Origin of the sequence: Microbacterium sp. NPDC058345, from assembly GCF_042723855.1 — a bacterium.
Lineage (GTDB): Bacteria > Actinomycetota > Actinomycetes > Actinomycetales > Microbacteriaceae > Microbacterium.
Window position 1 is genome coordinate 79127 of sequence record NZ_JBHXIG010000001.1, and the last position, 25664, is coordinate 104790.

Genomic DNA, 25664 nt, shown 5'->3' on the forward strand with positions numbered 1-25664 from the left:
AGACCCGACCCCTACCTCCTGACGCCGCGTGAATTGCGTGTCCTCTCCAAGGTGCCAGCAATCGTCGGTATTCTCCGCCGCTCAGCCCTCGCTATCCTGGAGCGATCAATGAGGGGTTGCGTAGTGAGGAATGACGAGACCAAACCAGTCGAGATTCGACAGGTATCCGAGCGGCGGTTCAACGCTCATGTGGTCTGGGCGCGCGGCCATAAAGGGTTGCCGCCGATCAAAGAGGTTGAGTGGCTGGAGATCGAGCCCGCGCAGGTCTTCGGAACAATCTTCGTCGACCTCACTGACAGGGACCTCCATAGCGCGGTTATGGCTCCGGACCTCGCTGGCAGATATCGCGGCGTGGACATCCTTCAAGACCATGCCAACATTCGCGATGCCGTTGAGCGGACGGCGGCGAGCATGGCTCGCGTGCATGAGGACTACGACCACGAACGAGCACAGGGTGATGAGAAGGCGTCGGTGGACTTCTTCGCGAAGGTGGCGAAGGAGAGCAAGCTGCACGAGCGCTTCAAGTACCTCCGCGACAGTCCAAGCGCCGTCGCCGCGAAGCGACTGATCGAGGTCGCGATGCGTTGGTACGAGAACCAGGACGGCTCGTACATCGAACAGTTCCAAACGACGGGGTTCGATGCGCGCGTCTGGGAACTCTACTTGTGGGCCGTCCTGAGAGAGGCGGGGCACCAAGTGGAGCAGCCGAAACCTGCTCCCGATTTTCTCGCTCGCGGCATCGTGGGTGATTTCTACGTGGAGGCCACGACCTCGAACCCTCCGCCTGCTAACCAGGTCGTTCCGCTTCCCGTGACAGAGGCGGACATCTTCGAGTACGTCCATAACTACCTGCCGACTCGGTTCTCCGGTCCACTGTGGACCAAACTGAACGACAAGGGCTACTGGACGCGTGATGGCTTGGACCTGACGATTCCCTTCGCCATTGCCATCCAGGACTTCCACCAGGATCTCTCGATGACCTGGAGCCAGTCGGCGCTCTTCGAGTACCTGTACGGCGTGCGCGTCGAAGAGATCGAGACCGATGGCAAAGTGCAGCGAGTCGAAGTGCCAGTCGCTCAACTTAAGTGGGGTCCGAAGGTGCTCCCCTCCGGGTTCTTCAAGCTGCCGGACTCCGAACGCGTCAGCGCCGTAGCTTTCAACGCAGCTGGAACGCTCTCAAAGTTCAATCGCATGGGTATCGCGGCCGGTATGGGCGATCCGAGTGTGAGCGTGAAGCACGAAGGGCGACGCTTCTCGAAAGACAACACGGGTGTGGAGGAACCGTTCTCGCTGCCAGCGTCCGCGGACTACGAGGAGGACTGGATCGACGGCCTCACTGTGTTCCACAACCCGAACGCCCTCAATCCGCTTCCCTTCGAAGCATTCCCTGGAGCGGCACACGTCTTCGAAGAAAACGGGCTGCACCGTCAAATCGCGCCCGCTGGCCATCTCGTATCGAGCACCACAGAGATCGTCACGTACAACTGAAGCCCTTTGAATACACCGTTCGACGGCTTGCATTGATCAATCGAGCAAGCGGTCTCCTGAGTACTAGACCGCACTTCACTCGCGCCTCTCATCTATTTCACCCCGCTGCCCTCGAAACGGTGGCGAGGGCAGTATGTGCTACCCGTTAGGCGAAACGCGCCGGCGAGGCCTAATTGGAATCGCGAATCCACTTTCCGTCCTCGTCGAGCCGAAGTTCGTACGCGTCCAGCACCTGCTTGATCTGGTAGAGCCGCTCCGATTCTCTATAGATCGACAGTAGGTCTTCACCTCGTCCGGCGATGTGAAGGGCCAGTAGCCGCACGATCATCTGACTGATCTCACTGACGACGTGAAGCTCATCGTGGTCAGGAAAGTCGCCACGGTCGTAGTGCTTGACGTCGTTGTAGGCGTTGGCAATCGCCTTGGAAAGGCCCGCGCGGTCGGTCACGCGCTCCGGCCACTGCACGGCGAGGACGTCAATGCATCGGTAGACGTAGGTCGCCGTTGTCGGCCGGGGCCTCCTGCCGTTACTCCAGGTGGCCCTCTCTCCAGGTCGCTCACCGATGAGCCCACCGGCCGCTTCCATGCTCATGGAAGTCGAGATGACGAGGTCTTCGAGATAGACACCATTGCGCCCCAGGATGCTCGCGCTCGGAAGAATGAAGCGTTTCCAAGTCTCGTAGTTGTTCGCCCAGGCCTCGAGACCTTCTTCACCGATCTCGTGCAGGCCCGCAATCGGATTGCCGAGCTCCTTGACGGAGGGGACCTCAGCGATTCGCTCTCGGTAGGAGTTCCGGCTGATCAATTCAGTCAGCGGCGTACTGATCACGCGCCCGTCGCCGGCGCGAGTCGTGAAGAGGTCGTCTCGCAAACAGTGCTTGCGGAATGACAGCTGCCGGCCGAAGAGAAAGACCAGGAGGTTCGCTACTTTTCGGTGCTCGACAAAGTGGTCCCAGAACGGGGCTGGCCCTGACTCGAACGTGCTGACGATTGCGACGTTGTCGTGCACCGTCGTCTTACGCTCGTAGCCGTTCCGCTCGGGTGCGTGCAGCCATCCAGCACGCAGCGTCAGCGTTGCGTCTCCTTGGTGCCATGTAAAGCTGGCGCTTGCTTCGAGGGTCATCGTCACAGATTGGACTCGAGCCTGCTCATCCGTTTCTCGCTCTGTGTGCACCGATGACAGGCCTGACCACGCATTGAGCCCGTCAGGCCAGCTATGCATCTCGTTCATGACGAGCGGAGCAGCAAGCTCGGCGTCTCGACGTCCCAGTACCGTCAGAGTGGGACGTAACGACCCAACGGATGCGCGGGATCCGCCCCAGGTTTCCGAGTGTCCACTCCAGGTGATGTCAAAGAGCGAGATCGTGCCCTCGTGTGTCAAAAGAAGCATGTTGTTCGGCGGCGTCCGACTGCCAAACCATTCCTGAACGTGATCGAACTGCGCGATGCCTCTGTCTGGCAGATACGGCACTTCCACGACGATGCCCTTGTCCTTCGTCATTCGAATCGTCGCACCGACGCATGGCGTGCCGTCGACGCCGTCGACGAGAAGCCCACTGAGGCTGCTGCCAAACTCAAGACGCTCTACTCCCATGCCCATGATCCTCTCGCACCGCATTCGTCGCGTCGACGATCGGCCTTGTCCTGCATCATTCCTAATGGACGGGTCACGATCGAGGACAGGAGTCGACATTGAGGTGGGATACGCAAGGTCAGCAGCGAGAAGACGCCCGCACGCTATTGACTACTCACTGAGTACTCAGTACTCTTGATATATGAAACAGCGCATCGATCGACGCATCGAGCTTGGCCTCACGCAGACCGACGCAGCCCGCCGAGCAAGCGTCTCCCTCGCGACCTGGCGACGTTGGGAGGAGGATCCTGACTCTGTCAGCCAGAAGACGCGCGACGCGTGCGAGGGCGTCCTCGCGGCACGGTCCGAGCACGAGCGGGCACTCGAAAAGCTGACCAACTCATTCACGACGGCCTGGCAAGACTCGCCGCGCCTCACGCCCCGGCAGGCCTACGCCATCGCTCTCGAGCTCGATACCTGGGACGATCTCTTCCTCAAGCCGTGGCTCGACGATCCGCGGGAGCCACTTCACACGCGACCGCCATTCGACGACTTCGACCTCCGCGTCATGATGCTCATCGGTGAGAGTCGCGCGTGGGTCGCCGCCGTTCAGGAGCGGTGCCGAGTGATCTCCGACGAGATCAAGCGCGGCATCCTGCCGTTCGATCGGCCAGGACCGCTCATCGACGAGGTGCTGATCGGTGCGGCTCTCAGTGGCGCACAGGCCTCGCTGGAGGATCTCCCCGAGAGCTTCGAGCATGTCCCCGCTCGCGAGGCGGTCGACGATGAGGAGAACGATGAGTATCTGATCGGCGACGATGACTGGGACGCCGTCTCTGACGGCTTCGACGACATATGCCGATGGGATGAGTGGGAGGTCCCGATCCGCCTCGGCCACCCCCTACTTCCAGCCGTCCTGGCTCAGCGTCACCCATACACCTGGTTCGACGCTGAAGAAGCGACGGGCCCGGGCTACCTGCAGAGGCTCTCTGGCCTCATCGTCGACGGCTAAACAGCCTTGCCGCCTCTATGACTTCACCCGGTCGCGCGACCGACTGGACCTGGCAACGAAGTTTCCTCAGGAAGAGCTGGCCGGCTCCTCGGGCTCGGCTGGCTCCTCCGAGGCGTCCGGGGTCTCCGAGTGCACGTGTTCCCACAGTGCCAGGAGCTCTCGGTCCTCGGCCTCGTGCCCGGGCTTGCCCACGGTTGCGAAGGGGTTCTCTGGCAGCTCGAACGCGTACGCCGCGTTATTGAGAGTCTCGCCGTTTTTCCCCTCGCGCATGGACTCGAGCATCCGATCAGCCATTGCCTGATCCATGTTGCGCAGGATCCGGCGCATGTTCTGGATCTCCTCCTCGGTCGCCGGCGGGACGTCCTGTTCGGTCTCCAACCGGCGCTTGCCCTCAATGTGCTCGCCGAGGCGCAGCTGCCATCCGATCTGGTGGACGTGCCCGAGCACCTCGCGCACGGCGTCGACGTCTGCGACACCCTCCGGTGTGACCGGATCGCCCTGGGGCGAGACGTCGACGTAGAACCCGCTCTGCTTCAACAGGTTATGGTCCCGCCGCCACTCCTCGATCGTGCCGAGGACACGAGCGTTCTCCTCCGGGTCGGACGGCTCCACTCCAAACCAGTACTGCTCGTTCACGAGGAATCTGTGCACGACCTCGAGCTTGAGTCCGTGGTCGCCCCAGACCCTCTTGAGCCGGTCGTCAACGAACGACTCACCCTCTGGCGCGTATGCCATGCGGACGCGGCGCTCGTGCAGAGCGATCGCCTTGCCCGACTCCTCCATCCCAAGGATCGCCAGCGACCTCGCCAGCGGCGCGCTGTCTCCCTCGAGCATCGCCGCTGCCGCCTGGAGCAGGCGGTCGGCGTTGGAGAGCAGCGCGTCCTGCAGGGCGATGACCTGAGTGGGCTCAAGGTCGTCCGGGAGGTGCTGTCGACGTGCCATAGACCCAGTCTCGCCCCTGCGTCAGACACTTAACGGCCGGGGCATGGTCGCACTGCCGAGTGCGCGCCGGTTCCAGCGCGGTCGCGGGCGATGGCTCAGCACCGGCGATCACTGCAGCTGTGAACAGATCGAATGTTTGGAGTGCTATTGCCTTCGCTCGTCGCGCCAGTCTCTCATTCTCTGCAGGAGCGAACGGCCAGGGTCCTCGCGCAGAACCAGATGAAGTCGATTGCGCGCATCGTCGAGGCTCTCCCATGAGACAAGCACCTCTTGCTCGGCCGCGTCCCTAATGAAGCTCGCTTCGCTGTCCTCTGCGCCACAGATCAACAGTCGTCAGGCCCTCCTTGCGGAGAGCGCTCTGAGTTCGTTCTATGTACAGCTCCACCAGGCCACGAAGTGCGATGTACTCATCGGAGTCCCTCGTTGTGCTGAGAAAGCCTCTAAGCTCGCGATCCGGGTCGTGCATGACTTCAACCATTTTCCGCTGGGCACGCATCCGATCGGAGCCGCCTGAAGCGCCCATCTTCAGCAGACCCGGGAGAACGAGCTGAGCCCAGTCAGCGTCCGAGAGAGCGGGGTCCTCCGGAAATGCGTAGCAGTAAACGCGATCGCTGACGTGCTCCGCTATCTGCTTCCGGAGCGCTGCGATGGGGAGGTTTAGGTTCGGTAATGGTTGCTCGAGTTCCCGCTGAACGGCCTCAAGGAGTTCCGTGTGCCGCTCTCGATCCATTCCCTCACCGTACAAGGACGTCCGGCGTCGACGCGGCCTCATCATCCTCCGCAGCTGCGAAAGAATGGTCGGTAAATACGTTCTAGCTCCACCACGACAGCCATGGTGGTGATCGCGTACTCCGCCGTGGCCGCACCGCTCTCGTCGGCGCACAGCGCCGCTGCTCGGCGCCTCGTCAGGGCGGGCAGGTCGTTCTCGGTCATGTCGTTCCTTCTTTCTTCGTCGGGGACGACGGTCGTCCCGTGGCCAGTCATGGTCGGTGGAGCACATGCGGCCGTCGGGGCGAGCACGGCGTGCACCCGGACGCCGGATCCCAGCCGGACGTCGACGCACGGCGACTGGTCGTCGAGGTGACGCCCGCCGGCGGCGACCAGCGCCACGGCGAGATCGCGCACCTCGCGTTCGGAGGCCCGCCACTGCGGCACATGCTCGGCGCCGTTGCCGCGGTCGACGAACAACCCGCTCGTGCCGTTCACGAAGAGGTCGGTGATGCGCTCGTCGGCCGCGTACTCGGCCAGTGGCCCCAGCGCCGGATCGGGCGCCGTGGCCGTTGCGGGTCGCTCGGCGCGACCGGACGCGGCTCGGGGACGGAACACGAACGGATCGGGCATGCCCCGACGCTACGAGCCCTCCGTGGCCGTGCTGAGCCCGTTCCCCGCGGGCTGTGCACAATCCGTGCCGTCGTGCGGATGTGCCGAGCGAACCCGCCCGCGCGGTCAGGGCAGGCGACGACCGCCGAGGAAGGAGAAGGGCGGCACCTCACGGGGGGAATGAGGTGCCGCCCACGCGCAAGCCCGCTTCGGGGGGGGTGACGGGCGCGCTGAAGCCGGAATACGATTCGGCTGAGGGTCAGTGTACGCACGTGCCGGAGCGCCCACAAACCCGCCGCACTACCGACTTTCGACGGTATGCGCGGGTGGTGCCCGGCGTTAGATTCGCCGTGTCACGGTCGTGTCCTCCCGAGCACGGCCATCATCCCGCGCAAAGGAGCGAGTGCCATGAGCAGCCAGATCGACCACCTCCTCGATGAGTCGCGGCAGTTCCCGCCGTCCGAGGAGTTCGTCGCCCAGACGATCGACGACCCCGCGATGTACGAGCGCGCGAAGAACGACCGCGAGGGGTTCTGGGCGGAGCAGGCGCGCGAGCTGCTGCACTGGAACACTCCGTTCACGCAGGTGCTCGACTGGTCCAACCCGCCGTTCGCGAAGTGGTTCGACGACGGCGAGCTCAACGTGGCGTACAACTGCCTCGACCGTCACGTCGAGGCGGGTCTCGGCGACCGCGTCGCGATCCTCTGGGAGGGCGAGCCGGGCGACGAGCGCCGCATCACCTACGCCGAGCTGACCCAAGAGGTCAAGCGCACCGCCAACGTGCTCTCGGGCCTCGGCGTCGGGCATGGCGACCGCGTCGCCATCTACCTGCCGATGATCCCCGAGGCCGTCGTCTCGATGCTGGCCGTCGCCCGCCTCGGCGCGATCCATTCGGTCGTCTTCGGCGGCTTCAGCGCCGACAGCCTGCGCTCGCGCATCGACGACGCCGGAGCCAAGGTCGTCATCACCGCCGACGGCGGATACCGCAAGGGCCGTGTCTCGGCGCTCAAGCCCGCCGTCGACCAGGCGCTCGGCGACCGCGGCGACGGCGAGCAGCAGACCGTCGAGCACGTTCTCGTCGTCAAGCGCGGCGGCAACGACGTCGACTGGAACGACGAACGCGACATCTGGTGGCACGACGCCGTTCCCGCGGCATCCGCCGAGCACGAGGCGCAGGCGTTCCCCGCCGAGAACCCGCTGTTCATCCTGTACACCTCGGGCACCACAGGCAAGCCGAAGGGCATCCTGCACACCTCCGGCGGCTACCTCACCCAGGCCGCGTACACCCACAAGTACGTCTTCGACCTGCATCCGGAGACCGACGTGTTCTGGTGCACGGCCGACATCGGCTGGGTCACCGGACACTCCTACGTCACCTACGGCCCGCTCGCGAACGGCGCCACCCAGGTGATGTACGAGGGCACGCCGGATGCGCCGCATCCGGGCCGGTGGTGGGAGCTGATCGAGAAGTACGGTGTGACCATCTTCTACACCGCGCCCACCGCGATCCGCTCGTTCATGAAGCTCGGCCGGCAGATCCCGCAGAAGTTCGACCTGTCGAGTCTCCGCCTGCTCGGCTCGGTGGGCGAACCCATCAACCCCGAGGCGTGGATGTGGTACCGCCAGGTGATCGGCGCCGACAGGACGCCCATCGTGGACACCTGGTGGCAGACGGAGACCGGCGCCATCATGGTGTCGGCGCTGCCGGGGATCACGGCGGCCAAGCCCGGTTCGGCGCAGGTTCCGCTGCCGGGTGTCGCGATCGACGTGGTCGACGACACGGGCGTCGAGGTCGGCAACGGAAACGGCGGTCTGCTCGTCATCACCGAGCCGTGGCCCAGCATGCTGCGCGGTATCTGGGGCGACCCGGAGCGCTTCACGGAGACCTACTGGGAGAAGTTCCAGGAGCAGGGCTACTACTTCGCCGGCGACGGCGCCCGGCTCGACGACGACGGCGACCTGTGGCTGCTGGGTCGCGTGGACGACGTGATGAACGTCTCCGGCCACCGGCTGTCGACCACCGAGATCGAGTCGTCGCTGGTGGCGCATGAGGCGACCGCGGAGGCCGCGGTGGTCGGCGCATCCGACGAGACCACGGGTCAGGCGGTCGTGGCGTTCGTGATCATCAAGCAGAGCTACCTCGACGAGCACGCCCCGGAGGGTCTCGCCGCCCAGCTGCGCAGCTGGGTGGGCGAGCAGATCGGCCCGATCGCGCGTCCCCGCGACGTGTACATCGTGGGTGAGCTGCCCAAGACCCGCTCGGGCAAGATCATGCGCCGGCTGCTGCGCGACGTCGCGGAGGGCCGCGAGGTCGGCGACACCACGACCCTCGCCGACACCGCCGTGATGAGCATCATCTCGGCGCAGGTGAAGTAGGCCGAGACCACGAAGCGGCCCCCTCCGATGAGGGGGCCGCTTCTTCGTGCGATCGGGCGGGGTCAGGCGAGGATGAAGGTCACCTCGACCTCGACGGGGGTGTCCAGCGGCAGCACCGCGACGCCGACGGCCGCGCGGGCGTGCGTGCCGGCATCGCCGAAGATCTCGCCCAGCACCTCACTGGCGCCGTTGATGACGCCCGGGTGGCCGGTGAAGGCTGGGTCGGATGCCACGAAGCCGCCGACCCGCAGCACCCCGGCGATGCGGTCGACGCCGCCGGCCGCGTCGGCCGCGGCCGCGAGGGCGTTCAGCGCGCAGGTGCGGGCGTAGCCCTTGGCGGCATCCGCGTCGACCTCTGCACCGACCTTGCCGGTCGCGGGCAGCGCGCCCTCGATGAACGGCAGCTGGCCGGATGTGTAGACGAGGCCGTTGTGCACGACGGCGGGAACGTACGCGGCGACGGGGGCCGCGACGGCAGGCAGCTCGATTCCGAGCTCCTCGAGGCGGGCGGCGATGGTCACAGCTGCTCCCCCTCGAACTGGCGGGCCGCTTCCTCGGCGGCGGCCAGGCCGGAGTTGGCCTCGGCCTCGTGCGACACCGGCCGCTTGAAGTAGGCGACCAGACCACCCTCGGGACCCTGCACCACCTGCACGAGCTCCCAGCCCTGCTTGCCCCAGTTGTTGAGGATCGCGGCGGTGTTGTGGATGAGCAGAGGCGTGGTCAGATATTCCCACGTGGTCATGGCACTCCTGCGGGTCGACGACGACGGCACCGGGCTGTCATCGAGGCTTCTATTCAGGGAACTCCCCTACCATCAAGCGTATGCCTCAAACGAAACGTACGGTGAAGGGTGTGCTCGGCGGACTGCTGGGCCTGGTCGGCCTCAGTGCCGTCGCCGGCGTGCTGGCCACAGCCGCCGTCACCCCCGCCATCGCCATCGCCGGTGTCACCGGCTCCCAGGCGCTGTCGATCTTCGACGAGCTGCCGAACAGCCTGACCCCCGGCACCCCGATGGAGCCGACCGTCTTCTACGGCACCGGCGAGAACGGCAAGCCGTTCCAGCTCGCGAAGTTCTACGACCAGAACCGCGTGCCGGTGACCTTCGAGCAGGTCTCTCCGCTGCTGTACGACGCGATCCTGTCGAGTGAGGACAAGAACTTCTACTCGCACGGCGGCGTGAACCTCGGCGCCACCGCGAGCGCGCTGCTGGACTACGTGAAGGGCACATCGTCTCGCGGTGCGTCGACGATCAGCCAGCAGTTCGTCAAGAACGTGCTGATCCAGGAATGCGAGAAGGATGCCTCGCCCTCCGATGAGAACTATCAGGAGAAGCTCACCGCGTGCTGGACGGAGGCGACGCAGGCTTCCGGCGCCGAGGGCATCGAGCGCAAGCTGCAGGAGATGCGCTACGCGATCCAGATCGAGAAGGACTACTCGAAGAACGACATCCTGCTCGGCTACCTGAACATCGCCAACTTCGGCGGTCAGACCTACGGCATCGAAGCCGCGTCGAACTACTACTTCGGCACCACCGCCGCGAAGCTGAACCTGAACCAGGCGGCGACCCTCGCCGGCATCGTGCAGAACCCGAACCGGTTCCGCATCGACAAGAAGGACGGCTCCTGGACCAAGAACGGCGAGCCGAGCAACAGCGAGGCCGACGGCTACGCCGACACGAAATTCCGGCGCGATTACGTGCTGAACCGCATGCGCATCGACGGCAAGATCACGCAGGAGCAGTACGACGCGACGATCGCAGAGCCGATCACTCCGAAGATCACCCCCACGACGCAGGGCTGTGCCGCCGCGGGCGATCAGGCGTACTTCTGCCAGTACGTGAAGTCGATCGTCGAGAGCGACAAGGCGTTCGGCGAGACACGCGCCGACCGCCTGGAGACCCTGCGACGCGGCGGACTGCAGATCTACACTTCGCTCGACATGCGCGTCCAGCGCCCCGGGGTGGAGGCGATGCGGGCTCGCGCGCCGCAGTATGTCGACGGCCACAACTTCGGCACCTCCGGCGTGACGCTCCAGGTCGACACCGGTCGCGTGCTCGCGATTGTGCAGAACACGAAGTTCAAAGAGAGCTCCAACGCCAACAAGGCCAAGGGCGAGACAGGTCTGGTCTACGCCGCCGATAAGGCTCACGGCGACTCCGCGGGCATGCCTGTCGGTTCGACCTACAAGGTGTTCACTCTGATCGACTGGCTCGAGAAGGGCCACTCGGTCAATGAGATCGTCAACGGCAATACCCGTCTGTTCAAGTCGTTCACACAGTGCGGCGACCCGTTCACGAACAACTCGATGGTCTATAACTTCAACATGCAGCGCGGATTCACCGGCTCGGTGCGCGAGTTCACGAAGCGCTCCCTGAACACCGGCTTCCTCGCTATGGCGTCGCAGCTGGATCTCTGCGACATCAACAAGGTCGCTCAGCGCATGGGAGTCCACTACGGCGACGGTGGTGACATCACGAAGGACGGGCTCGCACCGAACGATCCGTACCCGTCCGTGCTCGGGTCGAAGTACATCGCCCCCATCCAGATGGCCGGGGTCTACGCGACGATCGCCAACAAGGGCGTCTACTGCACGCCGAAGGCGATCGACAAGATCGTGGGCACCGACGGCAAGGAGATGAAGGTTCCGGAGTCGTCGTGCTCTCAGGTGATCACCCCGGAGGTGGCGGCGACCACCGCTTATGCCCTGCAGGGCGTGATGGTGAACGGCGGCACCGGCACGGCCGGGAACCCGTTCGACGGCACTCCGCTGATCGGTAAGACCGGTACCCACCAGGAATGGGCGACGTCGATGGTCGAGTCGAGCACGAAGACCGCGACCTACGTCTACGCCGGAAGGATGGAGGGCAACGAGGACTTCAGCCTGTCGCGCACGTGGATCAACGGCACGCAGCTGAACCAGGTGCGCTTCTACGTGGCCAAGGCGCTGCAGGGCGCGGCGAATCAGGCGTACGGCGGCGACCGGTTCCCCGAGCCCGACCGCAACCTGACGCGTCAGGTGCTGAAGGACCTGCCCGACGTGGTCGGCAAGTCGGTCGAAGAGGCGACGAGCATCCTGCAGGGAGCTGGTTTCTCGGTGCAGGTCGGCGATCCGGTCGACAGCACCGTCGGCGCCGGTCTGATCGCCGAGCAGACGCCGGGTGCCGGCCGGGTGCCCGGTGGCACCACGGTGACGATCGTCCCCAGCACGGGCAAGTCACCCGAGACCGCCGTGCCGAACGTCACCGGTGCGAAGTACGCCCAGGCCAAGAACGCACTCGAGAAATCCGGCTTCGCGGTGAGCGGAGAGGGCTGCAGCGGGGGCGACACGGTCACCGGGCAGAATCCCGGTGGCGACAGCACCGCCGCCCCCGGTGCGACCATCACCCTGACCTGTGCGAAGGAAGAGGATTGACCGCCTCTCGGTCCGCGCATCCGGCCCTCATCGCGCTCGGCGCGGTGGGGGCCGCGGGTGCTGCGGCGGCGATCTGGGGCATCGGGATCGAACGGTATCTCTTCACCGTCCGCGAGGTCTGGGCACCGGCCCTGGCTCCCGGCAGCGCGCCGATCCGCGTGCTGCACCTCTCCGACGCGCACATGGCGCCGTGGCAGCACCGCAAGCAGGACTGGCTGGCCTCGCTCGCTGAGCTCGAGCCCGATCTCGTCGTCAACACCGGAGACAACCTCGGTCACGTCGAGGGGCTCGCCGGCATCCGCCGGGCGTTCGCTCCACTCGCCGGCATCCCCGGCGTGTTCGTGCACGGCTCGAACGATCTCACCGCGCCCTCGCCGCGCAATCCCCTGCTCTACTTCGCCGGGCCGTCGCGGCGGGTCAAGGGCGGGGCGTCGCTCGACACCGACGCGATGGACGCCTACTTCACCGACGAACTGGGCTGGGCCGGTCTGAACAACGCGGCCGCCCGGCTGCAGGTCGCAGGGAACAGCGTCGACTTCGTCGGAGTCGATGACGCCCACCGCGACTGGGACGATCTCGACGCGCTTCCCTCCGCCCTCGACGCCCTCGGCCCGCGCGTCGAGGGCGCCTCGCTGATCGGCGTCACGCATGCGCCGTATCAGCGCGTGCTGAACGGCTTCACCGATCTCGGCGCCGATGCGATCTTCGGCGGCCACACGCACGGCGGCCAGGTCTGCCTGCCGGGCTTCGGGGCGCTGGTCGCGAACTGCGACATCCCGCTGAAGCAGGCGAAGGGCTTGAGCGAGTGGTCGCACTTCGGCCGCTCGGTTCCGCTGAACGTGAGCGCCGGATGCGGGCATTCGATCTACGCCCCGGTGCGCTTCGCCTGCCGCCCCGAGGCGACGCTGCTGACGCTGACCGCGCGCTCCTGACAGTGTGATCCTCGCCGGCGGATGCTGCCGCACCCGGCGTCCCCGTCGATTCGGTGCGGCGCCTTCGACCATGTAGACTTGAACGGTTGCAATAACGGGGTGTGGCGCAGCTTGGTAGCGCGCTTCGTTCGGGACGAAGAGGCCGCAGGTTCAAATCCTGTCACCCCGACAGCATGCGAAAAGGGAGGGGATCCGCCGGAGGCGGATCCCCTCCCTTTTCGCATGCCCGAGGCTGTCAGCCGGGCCCCACGGTGGAATGGCTGTGGGGACGCACCCCGCCTTCCAGCCCCTCACAGCCCGCTCCACTATCCTTGTAACCACCATGACTGCACCTCGCCTGGTCGCCTTCGACCTCGACGACACCCTTGCGCCCTCGAAGGGCCAGATCGACGACCGCATCGCCGACCTTCTGATCGCCCTGCTGCAGCGTGTCGACGTGGCCGTGATCTCCGGCGGTAACGAGGAGCAGTTCCGCACGCAGGTGCTCGCGCGTCTGGGTGCCGCCGCGGCATCCGATCTCGCCCGTCTGCATCTGCTGCCCACCTGCGGAACCCGCTATCTGCGGCACGACGGCGCCGACTTCGCGCCGGTCTACGCCCATGACCTCTCCGACGATGAGAAGGATGCGGCGCTGACGGCTCTGCGCGAGGAGGCGACCCGCCTGGGGCTGTGGGAGGCCGAGCCGTGGGGCGAGATCCTCGAGGACCGCGGCTCTCAGATCACGTTCTCCGCGCTCGGGCAGCAGGCTCCTCGCGAGGCGAAGCACACGTGGGACCCGGACGGCGCGAAGCGGGCTGCGCTGCGTGATGCGGTGGCGGCGCGGCTGCCCGGCCTCGAGGTGCGATCGGGCGGCTCGACCTCCATCGACATCACCCGCGCCGGCATCGACAAGGCGTTCGGCATGCGCGAGCTGACGGCGCACACCGGCATCCCGCTCGCGGAGATGCTCTTCTACGGCGACCGGCTCGATGAGGGCGGCAACGACTACCCGGTCCTCGCGATCGGCGTTCCCTCGGTGGCCGTCGACGGTTGGCAGGACACCGCCGACAAGCTGGACGCACTGCTATTGACCCTGCCGGCGCCCGTCGCGCGCTGAGCGCCCGACGCTGAGGGGTCACCAAGAACGGCATCCACGCGCTCATTCTCGACGTTCTGCGACCCCTCACGCGGGCAGAAATCGTCGAGGGGCCAGAAACTGTCGGGTCGCGGTGCGCGAACCCGACGATTTCTGGCCCCTCGACGGAGGTGTCGGCTAGCGCGCGGCGACCTCGGCAGCCGCGCCGGCGACGGGCACGAGTCGCGCGAGCTGCGTGACATGCTTCGGCTCGAGTTCGGCGAGCGACGAGACACCGAGCAGGCGCATGGTGCGCTCGATCTCGGCGCGCAGGATCGCGATGGTGCGGTCGACGCCCTGGCGCCCGCCGGCCATCAGGCCGTAGAGGTAGGCGCGGCCGATCAGCGTGAAGTCGGCGCCGAGGGCGACGGATGCCACGATGTCGGCACCGTTCATGATGCCGGTGTCGATCATGACCGTGAAGTCGGCGCCGACCTCCCGGCGCACGTGCGGCAGCAGGTGGAACGGGATGGGCGCACGGTCGAGCTGGCGACCGCCGTGGTTCGACAGGATGATGCCGTCGACGCCGGCGTCCTTCAGCCGCACTGAGTCCTCGACGTTCTGCACGCCCTTGATCACGATCTTGCCCGGCCAGATGTCGCGGATGACCGCGAGGTCCTCGTAGCTGATCGTGGGGTCCATGGCGGCGTCGAGAAGCTCGCCCACGGTGCCGCCGGTCGTGCTCAGCGACGCGAACTCGAGCTTCGGGGTGGTGAGGAAGTCGAACCACCACCACGGACGCGGGATGGCGTTGATGATGGTGCCGAGGGTGAGCTGCGGCGGGATCGAGAAACCGTTGCGCTTGTCGCGAAGGCGGGCACCGGCGACGGGGGTGTCGACGGTGAACTGCAGCGTGTCGAAGCCGGCCGCTGCGGCGCGGCGGGCGAGCTCGTAGGAGATCTCGCGGTCGCGCATGACGTACAGCTGGAACCAGTTGCGCCCGTGCGGGTTGGCCGCCTTGACGCCCTCGATCGATGTGGTGCCGAGAGTCGACAGGGTGAACGGGATGCCGGCGGCTGCGGCGGCCCCCGCGCCCGCGACCTCTCCTTCGGTCTGCATGAGACGCGTGAAGCCGGTCGGGGCGATGCCGAACGGCAGCGCGCTCGGACCGTCGAGGATGTCGACGGTGGTGTCGACGTCGGGTGCGGGCTTGAGGATGCCGGGGTGGAACTCCACGTCCTCGAAGGCCTGCCGGGCGCGGGACAGCGACAGTTCACCCTCGGCGGCGCCGTCGGTGTAGTCGAACGCGGCCTTCGGGGTGCGCCGCTTCGCGATGGTGCGCAGATCGGCGATCGTGAGGGCCGCGTCGAGTCGGCGCTTCCTCCCGTTCAGCTCGGGCGCCTTGAACTTCATCAGTTCGAAGATCTCGGCGGGCTTGGGCAGCTGGCGCTGGACCATGCGTGTTCCTCTCATTCGGAGCCCGTCTGCGGGCACGGGGTTCAGTCGGCGATCAGGGCGCGGCCGTCGGGCACGAGCCCCGCCGAGCGGTAGTAGCCGGTGATGTGGTCGTGCACCAGAGTGCGTGCCGCTTCGGGCAGGCCCTGGCCGATGGCGTCGACGATGGCGCGGTGCTCGCCGCGCAGCCCGTCGGCCATCGCGGCCCAGTCCTCGACGCGGGCCGCGCCCTCGAGCACGTACGACTCGATCGATGTGCGCAGACCCGCCATCATCGCGGTGATCACGGTGTTGCCCGACGCCTCCGCGAGCGCGTAGTGCAGCTGCGCGTCAAGCGCGAGGAACTCCTCCGCCGTGAGCGCGTCGTCGTCCATGACGTCGAGGATGCGGTGCGCGGCGTCGAGGTCGCGCTCGGGGTCGGTGGCGAGGGATGCGGCGACGGCATCCTCCAGCACCAGACGGGTCTGCACGACATCCGCCAACGGGAAGCCCTGCGCGGCGACCTGCAGGCGCAGCAGGGCCGACATGCCGCCGGATGGCGTGGCGATCACGATCGCTCCCGCCTGCGGCCCTGAGCCCGTCGCGGTGCGGATCAGACCCATCACCTCGAGCACGCGCAGCGCCTCACGGACGCTGGAGCGGCCGACGCCGAGGTCGGCGGCGAGGTCACGCTCGGACGGCAGCCGGTCGCCAGGAGCGAGCACGCCGTCGAGCAGGTCGCGTTCGATGCGTTCGAGCACGGTGCGCCAGGCGCGCTGCGCCGCCGGCGCGGTCGTGGGCTGCGGCATCCGTCCTCCTGTGGTCTGACCACAGGTTACCACCTCCCGCTGCGCCGACGAACGTCGTACCCACAGTGAGGGCGGAGGACGGTTCCCGGGAGTGAGCATCGGGGAGGGACCCGCGCAGCGGGAGGGGCACCCGCTCTGCGAACGAAGGGAACAGTCCGCAGCCCGCAGCCGAGATGCGGTGGTTCGGAGGAACTAGCCCAACCGGCCGCCGGACTCCTCCAGGTAGCAGTGGCCGCACAGCGACTCGTAGCTGGTGACGAGCTCGTCGCCCGCTCCGTCGATCGCGACCTGATCGCCGTCGAACACGAACCGGCCGCCGATGATCCGCCCGTTGAACACGGCCTTGCGACCGCAGCGGCAGATGGTCTTCAGCTCCTCGAGGGAGTGCGCGACCGCCAGCAGCCGCGCGGAGCCCGGGAAGGCCTGGGTGCGGAAGTCGTTGCGGATGCCGTACGCCATGACCGGGATGCCGTCGAGCACCGCGATGCGGAACAGGTCGTCGATCTGCTCGGCGGAGAGGAACTGCGCCTCGTCGATGAGCAGGCAGGCGACGTCGACCGGCTCGCTGGGAAGCAGCGCGTCCTGAACCTCGTCGCGCACCCGCTCACGCTCGCGCAGGAACAGCTCGCGCGCGTCGTCATCGGCGCCGATGAGGAAGTCGACGTCGCGGGTCACCCCGAGTCTGCTCTCGATCTGCGAGGCGCCCTTGGTGTCGATCTCGGGTTTGGCGAGCAGCACGCGCTGGCCGCGCTCCTCATAGTTGTAGGCGGCCTGCAGCAGCGCGGTCGACTTGCCCGAGTTCATCGCGCCGTAGCGGAAGTACAGCTTCGCCACGGTCGTGGTGTCAGGCCGACAGGGACAGCGCCGACGCGGTCGCGCTCATCGACTGCTCGGCCGCATCCGGGTTCTCGTTGAGCTTCTCGCCGACGGTGGGGATGAGCTCGCGCAGTGTCGGCTCCCACCCGGCGTACTGCTCCGGGAAGCAGCGGCGCAGCAGTCCCAGCATGATCGGCACGGCGGTGGATGCCCCGGGCGATGCGCCGAGCAGCCCGGCGATCGTCCCGTCCTGCGAGGTGATGACCTCGGTGCCGAACTGCAGGATGCCGCCCTTCTCGGGGTCCTTCTTCATCACCTGAGCGCGCTGGCCGGCCTGGATGATCGTCCAGTCCTCGTCCTTCGCGGTGGGCATGAAGACGCGCAGGCTGTCGACCTTCCTGGCGTGGTTCTTGAGCAGCTCGCCGATCAGGTAGGTGATGAGGTCGGGGTTCGCGAAGGCGACGCGCAGCATCGGCCACAGGTTGTGCGGACGCACCTGGGTCACGAGGTCGAGCATCGAGCCGTGCTTAAGGAACTTGGGGCTGAACGTCGCGAACGGGCCGAACAGCAGCGACGATTCGCCGTCGACGACGCGCGCATCGAGGTGCGGGACCGACATGGGCGGAGCGCCGACCGAGGCCTGCGAATAGACCTTCGCCTTGTGCTGGGCGACGACGGCGGGGTTGGTGGTCTTCAGGAACTGCCCGCCGATCGGGAAGACCCCGTAGCCCTTGATCTCGGGGATGCCGCTGTTCTGCAGCAGCTTGAGTGCCCAGCCGCCGGCGCCGACGAACACGAAGCGGGCCTTCACCTGCCCGGGGGTGCGCCCGATCGCGTGACGGTACTTGACCAGCCAGGTGCCGTCCTTCTGACGCTTCAGGGAGCGCACCTCGTGCTCGGTGCGCACCTGCGCGCCGGATTTCGCGAGATGGTCGAACAGCTGGTGGGTGAGCGCGCCGAAATCGACGTCCGTGCCGGAGGGCACGCGGGTGGCCGCGAACGGCTCGCCCTTGCGCCGCTTCTGCATGAGCAGCGGCGCCCACTTGTTGATGACGCGGGAGTCCTCGCTGTACTCGATGCCCTCGAACAGCGGCTGCTGTTTGAGGACCTCGTAGCGCGCCTTCAGATACGCGACATCCTTCTCGCCGCGCACGAACGTCATGTGCGGCGTGGAGTTGATGAACGTCGACGGAGCATCCAGCACACCGCGCTCGACCAGCGACGACCAGAACTGCCGGCTCTGCTGGAACTGCTCGTTGATCGACACCGCCTTCGCCGGGTCGAGCGAGCCGTCCTTGCCCTGCGGCATGTAGTTCAGCTCGCACAGTGCGGCGTGCCCGGTGCCCGCGTTGTTCCACGGGTTGGAGCTCTCCTGGCCCACGTCGCTCAGCCGCTCGAAGGCGACGATCTTCCAGTCCGGCTGCAGTTCGCGCAGCAGCGTTCCCAGCGTGGCGGACATGATGCCACCACCGATCAGCACGACGTCGACGGATTCAGTCACCAGGACAGTCTAGTTCGCGGGCACGGCACGGCCGACCACGGGGCCGGCCTGATCAGACCGGATCCGCATGACGAGGATGCCGTCGGGCTATGAAGCGACGACGCTGAGGCGTCCTGCCAGGACCTCGGCGATCTGCACCGCGTTCAGGGCAGCGCCCTTTCGCAGGTTGTCGTTGCTGATGAACAGAACGAGGCCCTTGCCCTCGGGTGCCGACTGGTCGGCGCGGATGCGGCCGACGAAGCTCGGGTCCTTGCCCGCCGCCTGCAGCGGCGTGGGCACCTCGTCGAGCACGACGCCCGGCGCAGCGGCGAGGACCTCGCGCGCCCGCTCGGGGGTGATGTCGTTCGTGAACTCGGCGTGGATCGAGAGCGAGTGGCCGGTGAACACCGGCACGCGCACGCAGGTACCCGCGACGCGCAGGTCGGGCAGACCGAGGATCTTGCGGCTCTCGTTGCGGAGCTTCTTCTCCTCGTCGGTCTCGTTCTCGCCGTCGTCGACCACGGACCCCGCCAGCGGGATCACGTCGAACGCGATCGGCGCGACGTACTTCGCCGGCTCGGGGAACTCGACGGCGGAACCGTCGTGCACCAGACGCAAGGTGTCGCCCTGCGCGAGCACGCCCTCGACCTGCTCGAGCAGCTCCTGCGCCCCGGCGAGACCCGATCCGGAGACCGCCTGGTAGGTCGAGACGATGAGACGCTCGAGTCCGGCCTCGGCGTGCAGCGCCTTCAGCACCGGCATGGCGGCCATGGTGGTGCAGTTCGGGTTCGCGATGATGCCCTTGGGGCGATCATCCATGGCCTCGGGGTTGACCTCGCTGACCACCAGGGGCACCTCGGGGTCCATCCGCCAGGCGCTGGAGTTGTCGACCACGACGGCGCCCGCGGCGGCGAACTTCGGCGCGTACGCCCGGCTCGCGGTGGCGCCGGCAGAGAACAGCGCGATGTCGATGCCCGCGGCATCCGCCGTCTCGACGTCCTCGACGATCACCTCTGTGCCGCCGAACTCGATCGCCTTGCCCGCCGAGCGGGCCGAGGCGAACAGGCGCAGCTCGCGCACCGGGAACGAACGCTCGGCGAGAATCTCACGCATGACGGTGCCCACCTGGCCGGTGGCGCCCACGATGGCGACGGAGAGTCCTGAGTCGGAGATACGGGTCATGGGGATCCTTGGCGTGGAGACGGTGCGCCAGGCCCAGCCCGGGGTGCGGATGCTGTGCCCGGCGCCGATGTCAGGGTTGCGGGTGAGTCTACCGCGTGGAAGCGAGGTCGGGCTTCACATGCCGTGCAGACGCACCACGGGCGTGACGGGCCGTGCCGCCGCGTCCGGCGGGTGTCAGCGGCCGGTGCCGGCGTGCACGATGGCCTCGATCTCGCTGTCGAGACCGTAGGCGGCGTGCACGGAGCGGGCCGCCTCGGCGAGGTCGTCGCCGCGGAGCACGACCGAGATGCGGATCTCCGAGGTGGAGATCATCTCGATGTTGATGCCGCCCTCGCTGAGCGCCTCGAACAGCGTGGCCGAGACGCCCGAGTGCGTGCGCATCCCCGCACCGACGACCGAGAGCTTGCCGATCTGGTCGTCGTGCAGCAGGTTCTCGAAGCCGATGCCGGGCTTCTCGGCGGCGAGGGCCTTCAGCGCGGTCGCGGCGTCGGCCTTGGGCAGCGTGAACGAGATGTCGGTGCGCCCGGTCGACGCGGCCGACACGTTCTGCACGATCATGTCGACGTTCGCGCCGGACTTGGCCACGACGGTGAAGATCTCGGCGGCCTTGCCGGGAACGTCCGGCACGCCAGAGACGGTGATCTTCGCCTGGGTGAGATCGGTGGCGACGCCGGCGACGATCGGTTCTTCCATGGCTGCTCCCTCGGTTTCACGGGGGGACCTCTGCCCCTCGCCCAGAACGTAGGTGCCCTCGACCGACGAGAAGGTCGAGCGGGCGTGGATGAGCACGCCGTGACGGCGGGCGTACTCGACGGCGCGGATGTACAGCACCTTCGCCCCGTTGGCGGCGAGCTCCAGCATCTCCTCGCTGGTGATGCTGTCGAGCTTGCGCGCCCGCGGGACCACGCGCGGGTCGGCGGTGTAGATGCCGTCGACGTCGCTGTAGATCTCGCACACGTCGGCGTTGAGAGCGGCGGCGAGGGCGACGGCGGTGGTGTCGGATCCTCCACGGCCGAGCGTGGTGATGTCACGGGTGTCGCGGTTGAAGCCCTGAAAGCCGGCGACGATCACGATCGCCCCCTCGTCGAGCGCCTCGCGCAGGCGCACGGGGGTGACGTCGACGATGCGCGCGGCGCCGTGCTTGGCGTCGGTGATCATGCCGGCCTGGCTGCCGGTGAACGATCGCGCCTCGAAGCCCATCGAGTGGATGGCCATGGCGAGCAGCGCCATCGAGATGCGCTCCCCGCTGGAGAGCAGCATGTCGAGCTCCCGCGGCGCCGGGATCGGGGCGACCTCGTTCGCGAGGTCGAGTAGCTCGTCGGTCGTGTCGCCCATGGCGCTCACCGCCACGACGACGTCATGCCCTGCGCGACGGGTGTCGACGATGCGCTTGGCGACGCGCTTGATGCTCTCGGCGTCGGCGACGGACGAGCCACCGTACTTCTGCACGATCAGGGCCACGGTCACTCCTGAGGTCGAAGGGCGCAGTGTCGTCGGGCGGATCCGCCCACGCACATTCTACGGACGCCCCTCATGCCGCCCCGTGCATGTGACAGTGCCCACCCGACTGCGGTCAGCGCCGCTGGTCGGGACCGGGCCCCGTGCCGTCGGGCACGATCGCCTCGGCCGTCTCGGACGTGGTCACCGGCCCGGTGGTGAGGTCGGGAGCGGATGCCCGGGGCCTGAACCGCCCGCCGGTGGCGGCGAGCCAGCATCCGATCAGCACGATCGGGAAGCCGATCAGCAGTCCGGTGGTGACGGGCTCGGCCAGCACGATGGTGCCGAGCACGACGGCGACGATCGGGTTGACGTAGGTGAACAATGGGGCGCGCACGGGCCCCACCTCGCGGATGAGCGCGAAGAAGGCGACGAACGCCAGGGCCGTGCACACCACGCCGAGCAGTCCGAGCGAGATCGTGGAGCGCAGCGTCGGAACCTCGTGCTGCGTGAGCAGAGCGACGGGAAGGTAGGCGAGGCCGATCGCGAACAGGGCGAGGGTGATCGTGCCGATGGAGGGCACGTCCTTCAGCTTGTGGGCGATGATGAACGGCGCGATCGCGTAGAGCAGGGCGGTGAGCATGATCTCGCCGATCGCGAGGAGGCTGCCGGCACCGTGCGGGAAGAGTCCAGGCCCGACGACGACGACCGCCACGCCGGCGAATCCGAGCAGCAGCCCACCGAGGCGCACCGGCGCGAGTGCGGTGCGATCGCCTCGCAGCAGGGCGATGAGCACGGCGAAGAGCGGCACGGTGGCGACGAGCAGACCGGTCAGCCCCGAGGGCAGCTGCGTCTCGGCGTGGCTGAGCAGCAGGAAGGGTCCCGCCATCTCCACGAGGCCGAAGGCGAGAACCCAGGGCCAGTACTTCCACGCCGCCTTCAGCGCGCCGCTGCGGATCGCGAACGGCAGCAGCACGAGCGCACCGAGCAGCGTGCGCCCGGAGACGACGGCGGGCGGCGAGAACGACTCGACCGCCTCCTTGATGAAGAGGTAGGTGATACCCCAGACGAACGCCATGATGGCGAACAGGATCCAGCCTCGGCGGCTGAATCCGGCGTGCGCGGCGTTCACAGTCGTCGGCGGCCTTCGAAGGCGCGCCCCAGGGTGACCTCGTCGGCGTACTCCAGGTCGCCGCCGACGGGCAGTCCGGATGCCAGCCTCGACACCGCGATCTGCATGCTGGTGAGCAGTCGGCTCAGGTAGCTCGCCGTCGCCTCACCCTCGAGGTTCGGGTTGGTGGCGAGGATGACCTCCTGCACGGTGCCGTCGGCCAGGCGCGACATGAGCTGCGCGATGCGCAGGTCGTCGGGGCCTACGCCGGCGATGGGACTGATCGCACCACCGAGCACATGGTAGAGCCCGCGGAACTCGCGGGTGCGCTCGATCGCGGCGACATCCTTCGCGTCTTCGACGACGCAGATGAGCTCGGGGTTGCGGCGAGGGTCGCGGCAGATGGCGCAGCGGTCCTGCTCGGACACGTTTCCGCAGATCTCACAGAAGCGCACGCGGGCGCGCACGTCGGTGAGCAGCTCGGCGAGACGCGCGACGTCGAAGCTCGGGGTCTGCAGGATGTGGAACGCGATGCGCTGGGCCGACTTCGGGCCGATGCCGGGGAGCCTGCCGAACTCGTCGATCAGCTCCTGGACGATGCCGTCGTACATCAGTTGAACCTCGTCTGCGGCTGGAAGGGCTCTTCACGCAGGAACGTGGCGCCGAGCACCTGGCGCACGACCGCCTCGCCGTAGCGCTGCACACCCTCCGGTGCGGCGGAGCGCGCCGACACGACGGGTGCGGCCGCGCGCGCCGCGCTGGCTCGGGCGGAGGGGCGGTCTCGTGCGGAGGCGCTGTCCCGTGCGGACGCGCTTGCGCCGGCCTGCGGATGGCGGGTCGGTGCGGACGTCCCAGAGCCGGCGGATGCCGCGGGGCCGGCGAACCCCGCGCGGTCCGCGGGCGCTCCGTGACCGTCGTAGGCCGGATCGTAGGGCGGTTCGTCGTCGAAGGGCGGATAGTCGTCGTCGGGCGGCGGAGGGACGTCGTCATCGACGACACCGTTCGCCGGGGGGCGAGGGGTCGATGCGGCGGCCTCGACCTCGGCGGGCTCCTCGTCGACCGGGAACTGCGGCGGCGGCGCCGTCAGCGTGGCCGACGGCGACGGCTCGGGTGCGGAGCGCGGTATGGGCGCGACCGCCCACTCGGTGACCGCGGCGGCAGCGGAGCGCGAAGCGCCCGACGGAGCGGATGCCCGTCCGGTACCCGCATCGGAAGCGCCGCCGTCACGAGCCCCCGCAGGTGGCTGCATCGGGTTGGCCCATCCCGCGGCCGGAGCGTCGTCGGCCGGTGCCGCGCCGGGGCTCGGCGGGGACGGATCGACAGCCGAACCGACGGAGCCGTCGCCGGCGGCCTGATCCTTGACGGCTCGCGATGCGGCCGGGCCGTCCTGCGCCGGTCCGGCCGGGGCGGGCGATCCGGCACCTCCTCCGCCGCCGGGGGGCAGCGGCGCCGGGCGGTACTTCACGCGCACGCCGAGCTCCTGCTCGATCGCGGTACGCAGGTGGTCTGAGGTGCTCTCACCCGGCTTGGTGCCCTTGAACCGCGGCACGTCGCTCGCGCTGGCGAACCCGAGGGTGAGGATCTCGCTGTCGGCGTCGTACGCGAGCGGCTGAATGCCGGTGACGATCAGCCATGACGACCGGCTGATCGTCTCGAGCCGCGTGAGCACCGCCGGCCAGGCCGCGGTGATGCGCTCGATCGTCACCGGTCCCGGCGCGACCTTCGTCTTCGCCGGATCCGTCCCGCGAGGGTCGGTCGCGCCGCCGGTCTCGGCCGGTCCGGCGGTCTCGGGCTCGACGACCGGCGCGGCCGGATGCGCTGGTGCCCCGTCGGACGGCTGCGCAGCGGCTGCGCCCTGCGCCGACGCGCCGGCGGGAACGGGCTCCGGCGACGAGGCGGCGGAGCTTGCGGGGGCGGCGGAGTCGGCGGTCGTCGACGACGGCGTTCCACCGCTGGTCGTCGCCGGGTCCGCGGACGGCGCCGATGCCTGCGGAGCCGGTGTCCGCTGCGGCGAGGATCCGCCGGCAGCCGTCGTCGCGGGTGCCGGCGCCGTCTGCGGCGGGGCGGCGGCGTGCGGTGCGCGCGTGGCGGGAGCGACCGCGGGCGCGGCACCGGACTCGAGAGCGGAGCCGGCGAGCACACGCGCCACCATCAGCTCCAGGTGCAGCCGCGGCGACGTTGCTCCGGTCATGTCGTCGAGCGCCTGGCTGACGACCTCGGCGGTGCGCGAGAGGCGCGCGGCGCCGAAGGCTGCGGCCTGGCCGCGCATGCGCTGCAGCTCGTCGTCGGGTAGGCCGCGCAGCACGGCGGTCGCGCCGTCGCCCACGGCCGCGATGACGATCAGGTCGCGGAGTCGTTCGAGCAGGTCGTCGACGAAGCGGCGGGGGTCCTGTCCGGTCTGCACGACGCGATCGACCGCGGGGAAGGCTGCGGCGGCGTCGGCCGCGGCGAGCGCCTCGACGATCTCGTCGAGCAGTTCGGCGTGCGTATAGCCCAGTAGCGCGACGGCTCGGGCGTAGGTGACCTGGCCCGCCTCCGACCCGGCGATCAACTGGTCGAGCAGCGACAGGGTGTCACGCGGCGATCCCCCGCCGGCACGGACCACCAGCGGCAGCACGCCCTGATCGACCTGCACGCCCTCCTCACCGCACAGCTTCTCGACGTACTCGAGCATGGCGGCCGGCGGCACGAGGCGGAACGGGTAGTGGTGCGTGCGCGAGCGGATGGTGCCGAGCACCTTCTCGGGCTCGGTGGTCGCGAAGATGAACTTCACATGCGCGGGCGGCTCCTCGACGAGTTTCAGCAGCGCGTTGAAGCCCTGCGGGGTCACCATGTGCGCCTCGTCGAGGATGAAGATCTTGAAGCGGTCGCGGCTCGGAGCGAAGGTCGCCCGCTCGCGCAGGTCACGGGCGTCGTCGACACCGTTGTGGCTGGCGGCGTCGATCTCGACGACGTCGAGCGAGCCGCCTCCGGCGCGCGACAGCTCCACGCAGCTCGGGCACACGCCGCACGGGGTGTCGGTCGGTCCCTCCGCGCAGTTCAGGCAGCGCGCCAGGATGCGGGCCGACGTGGTCTTGCCGCATCCGCGCGGGCCGGAGAAGAGATACGCATGCCCCACCCGGTCGCCGCGCAGAGCGGTCATGAGCGGATCGGTCACCTGCGACTGCCCGATCATCTCGCCGAAGGTCTCGGGCCGGTAGCGGCGGTAGAGGGCTGTCGTCACCCGTCCAGCCTACGGCGTGGCACGGACATCGCGCCCGTCGCAACCCGACAGCGCCGCACGGCAA

At 68.0% G+C, this 25664-nt stretch carries 21 protein-coding genes and 1 tRNA gene; 7 read left to right on the forward strand and 15 right to left on the reverse strand.

What is annotated here, in order from left to right:
• The first annotated feature begins 123 nt into the window (after nucleotides 1–123).
• On the forward strand, nucleotides 124–1488 hold the full coding sequence (locus ACFWH5_RS00475) for a hypothetical protein (RefSeq protein WP_378830551.1): 1365 nt from the start codon (nucleotides 124–126) through the stop codon (nucleotides 1486–1488).
• A 169-nt stretch (nucleotides 1489–1657) separates the two neighbouring features.
• Here ACFWH5_RS00475 and ACFWH5_RS00480 read toward each other — a convergent pair whose 3' ends face one another.
• Nucleotides 1658–3082, reverse strand: a complete 1425-nt coding sequence (locus ACFWH5_RS00480; protein WP_378830554.1) for a hypothetical protein — start codon at nucleotides 3080–3082, stop codon at nucleotides 1658–1660.
• A gap of 181 nt (nucleotides 3083–3263) precedes the next feature.
• Here ACFWH5_RS00480 and ACFWH5_RS00485 point away from each other — a divergent pair, with 181 nt between their 5' ends.
• Complete coding sequence (locus ACFWH5_RS00485; protein ID WP_378830555.1) at nucleotides 3264–4073, forward strand: helix-turn-helix domain-containing protein; 810 nt, start codon at nucleotides 3264–3266, stop codon at nucleotides 4071–4073.
• Between the two features lie 66 nt (nucleotides 4074–4139).
• Here ACFWH5_RS00485 and ACFWH5_RS00490 read toward each other — a convergent pair whose 3' ends face one another.
• The 3 genes from ACFWH5_RS00490 to ACFWH5_RS00500 form a co-directional block, all read right to left on the reverse strand.
• Nucleotides 4140–5015 carry an AbiV family abortive infection protein gene (locus ACFWH5_RS00490; protein WP_378830558.1) on the reverse strand — a complete coding sequence of 292 codons (876 nt, stop codon included), beginning with the start codon at nucleotides 5013–5015 and terminating at the stop codon, nucleotides 4140–4142.
• 286 nt (nucleotides 5016–5301) lie between these two features.
• Entirely contained in the window at nucleotides 5302–5745 is a 444-nt protein-coding gene (locus ACFWH5_RS00495; protein ID WP_378830560.1) for a hypothetical protein, read from the reverse strand.
• Between the two features lie 41 nt (nucleotides 5746–5786).
• On the reverse strand, nucleotides 5787–6356 hold the full coding sequence (locus ACFWH5_RS00500; protein WP_378830562.1) for a hypothetical protein: 570 nt from the start codon (nucleotides 6354–6356) through the stop codon (nucleotides 5787–5789).
• A gap of 387 nt (nucleotides 6357–6743) precedes the next feature.
• Between ACFWH5_RS00500 and acs the strand changes: the two genes are divergently transcribed.
• Nucleotides 6744–8711: an acetate--CoA ligase gene (gene acs / locus ACFWH5_RS00505; RefSeq protein ID WP_378830565.1), complete on the forward strand. Its 1968-nt coding sequence runs from the start codon at nucleotides 6744–6746 to the stop codon at nucleotides 8709–8711.
• A 62-nt stretch (nucleotides 8712–8773) separates the two neighbouring features.
• On the opposite strand, the gene ACFWH5_RS00510 is transcribed toward acs, so the two are convergent.
• Nucleotides 8774–9232 (reverse strand): RidA family protein, encoded by a 459-nt coding sequence (locus ACFWH5_RS00510; RefSeq protein ID WP_378830567.1) that lies wholly within the window; start codon nucleotides 9230–9232, stop codon nucleotides 8774–8776.
• A complete protein-coding gene (locus tag ACFWH5_RS00515; RefSeq protein WP_378830569.1) occupies nucleotides 9229–9453 on the reverse strand; it encodes a hypothetical protein in 225 nt (74 codons plus the stop codon). The genes ACFWH5_RS00510 and ACFWH5_RS00515 overlap by 4 nt, the downstream gene beginning before the upstream one ends.
• An 80-nt stretch (nucleotides 9454–9533) precedes the next feature.
• Between ACFWH5_RS00515 and ACFWH5_RS00520 the strand changes: the two genes are divergently transcribed.
• From ACFWH5_RS00520 to ACFWH5_RS00535, 4 genes are all read left to right on the forward strand, one after another.
• Nucleotides 9534–12122 (forward strand): transglycosylase domain-containing protein, encoded by a 2589-nt coding sequence (locus ACFWH5_RS00520; protein ID WP_378830572.1) that lies wholly within the window; start codon nucleotides 9534–9536, stop codon nucleotides 12120–12122.
• Nucleotides 12119–13054, forward strand: coding sequence for a metallophosphoesterase (locus ACFWH5_RS00525; protein ID WP_378830574.1), 936 nt, complete (start codon nucleotides 12119–12121; stop codon nucleotides 13052–13054). Before ACFWH5_RS00520 ends, ACFWH5_RS00525 begins: the two co-directional genes overlap by 4 nt.
• Before the next feature lie 95 nt (nucleotides 13055–13149).
• A tRNA-Pro gene (locus ACFWH5_RS00530) sits at nucleotides 13150–13223 on the forward strand.
• 153 nt (nucleotides 13224–13376) lie between these two features.
• Nucleotides 13377–14150 (forward strand): HAD-IIB family hydrolase, encoded by a 774-nt coding sequence (locus tag ACFWH5_RS00535; protein WP_378830576.1) that lies wholly within the window; start codon nucleotides 13377–13379, stop codon nucleotides 14148–14150.
• Nucleotides 14151–14306: 156 nt separating this feature from the next.
• On the opposite strand, the gene ACFWH5_RS00540 is transcribed toward ACFWH5_RS00535, so the two are convergent.
• The 9 genes from ACFWH5_RS00540 to ACFWH5_RS00580 all read right to left on the reverse strand — a co-directional run bounded on the left by ACFWH5_RS00540 (nucleotide 14307) and on the right by ACFWH5_RS00580 (nucleotide 25600).
• On the reverse strand, nucleotides 14307–15566 hold the full coding sequence (locus tag ACFWH5_RS00540; protein ID WP_378830579.1) for an alpha-hydroxy-acid oxidizing protein: 1260 nt from the start codon (nucleotides 15564–15566) through the stop codon (nucleotides 14307–14309).
• Nucleotides 15567–15607: 41 nt separating this feature from the next.
• Nucleotides 15608–16351: a FadR/GntR family transcriptional regulator gene (locus tag ACFWH5_RS00545; RefSeq protein WP_378830580.1), complete on the reverse strand. Its 744-nt coding sequence runs from the start codon at nucleotides 16349–16351 to the stop codon at nucleotides 15608–15610.
• Nucleotides 16352–16543: 192 nt separating this feature from the next.
• Nucleotides 16544–17185, reverse strand: coding sequence for a thymidine kinase (locus tag ACFWH5_RS00550; RefSeq protein ID WP_378830583.1), 642 nt, complete (start codon nucleotides 17183–17185; stop codon nucleotides 16544–16546).
• A gap of 10 nt (nucleotides 17186–17195) precedes the next feature.
• Nucleotides 17196–18668 carry a malate:quinone oxidoreductase gene (locus tag ACFWH5_RS00555; protein WP_378830585.1) on the reverse strand — a complete coding sequence of 491 codons (1473 nt, stop codon included), beginning with the start codon at nucleotides 18666–18668 and terminating at the stop codon, nucleotides 17196–17198.
• 87 nt (nucleotides 18669–18755) lie between these two features.
• A complete protein-coding gene (locus tag ACFWH5_RS00560; protein ID WP_378830588.1) occupies nucleotides 18756–19829 on the reverse strand; it encodes an aspartate-semialdehyde dehydrogenase in 1074 nt (357 codons plus the stop codon).
• A gap of 174 nt (nucleotides 19830–20003) precedes the next feature.
• A complete protein-coding gene (locus ACFWH5_RS00565) occupies nucleotides 20004–21290 on the reverse strand; it encodes an aspartate kinase (protein WP_378830590.1) in 1287 nt (428 codons plus the stop codon).
• A 112-nt stretch (nucleotides 21291–21402) separates the two neighbouring features.
• A complete protein-coding gene (locus ACFWH5_RS00570; RefSeq protein ID WP_378830592.1) occupies nucleotides 21403–22398 on the reverse strand; it encodes a DMT family transporter in 996 nt (331 codons plus the stop codon).
• Nucleotides 22395–22988: a recombination mediator RecR gene (gene recR / locus ACFWH5_RS00575; protein ID WP_378830594.1), complete on the reverse strand. Its 594-nt coding sequence runs from the start codon at nucleotides 22986–22988 to the stop codon at nucleotides 22395–22397. The genes ACFWH5_RS00570 and recR overlap by 4 nt, the downstream gene beginning before the upstream one ends.
• Nucleotides 22988–25600 carry a DNA polymerase III subunit gamma and tau gene (locus ACFWH5_RS00580; protein ID WP_378830596.1) on the reverse strand — a complete coding sequence of 871 codons (2613 nt, stop codon included), beginning with the start codon at nucleotides 25598–25600 and terminating at the stop codon, nucleotides 22988–22990. The genes recR and ACFWH5_RS00580 overlap by 1 nt, the downstream gene beginning before the upstream one ends.
• Nucleotides 25601–25664: the final 64 nt, after the last annotated feature.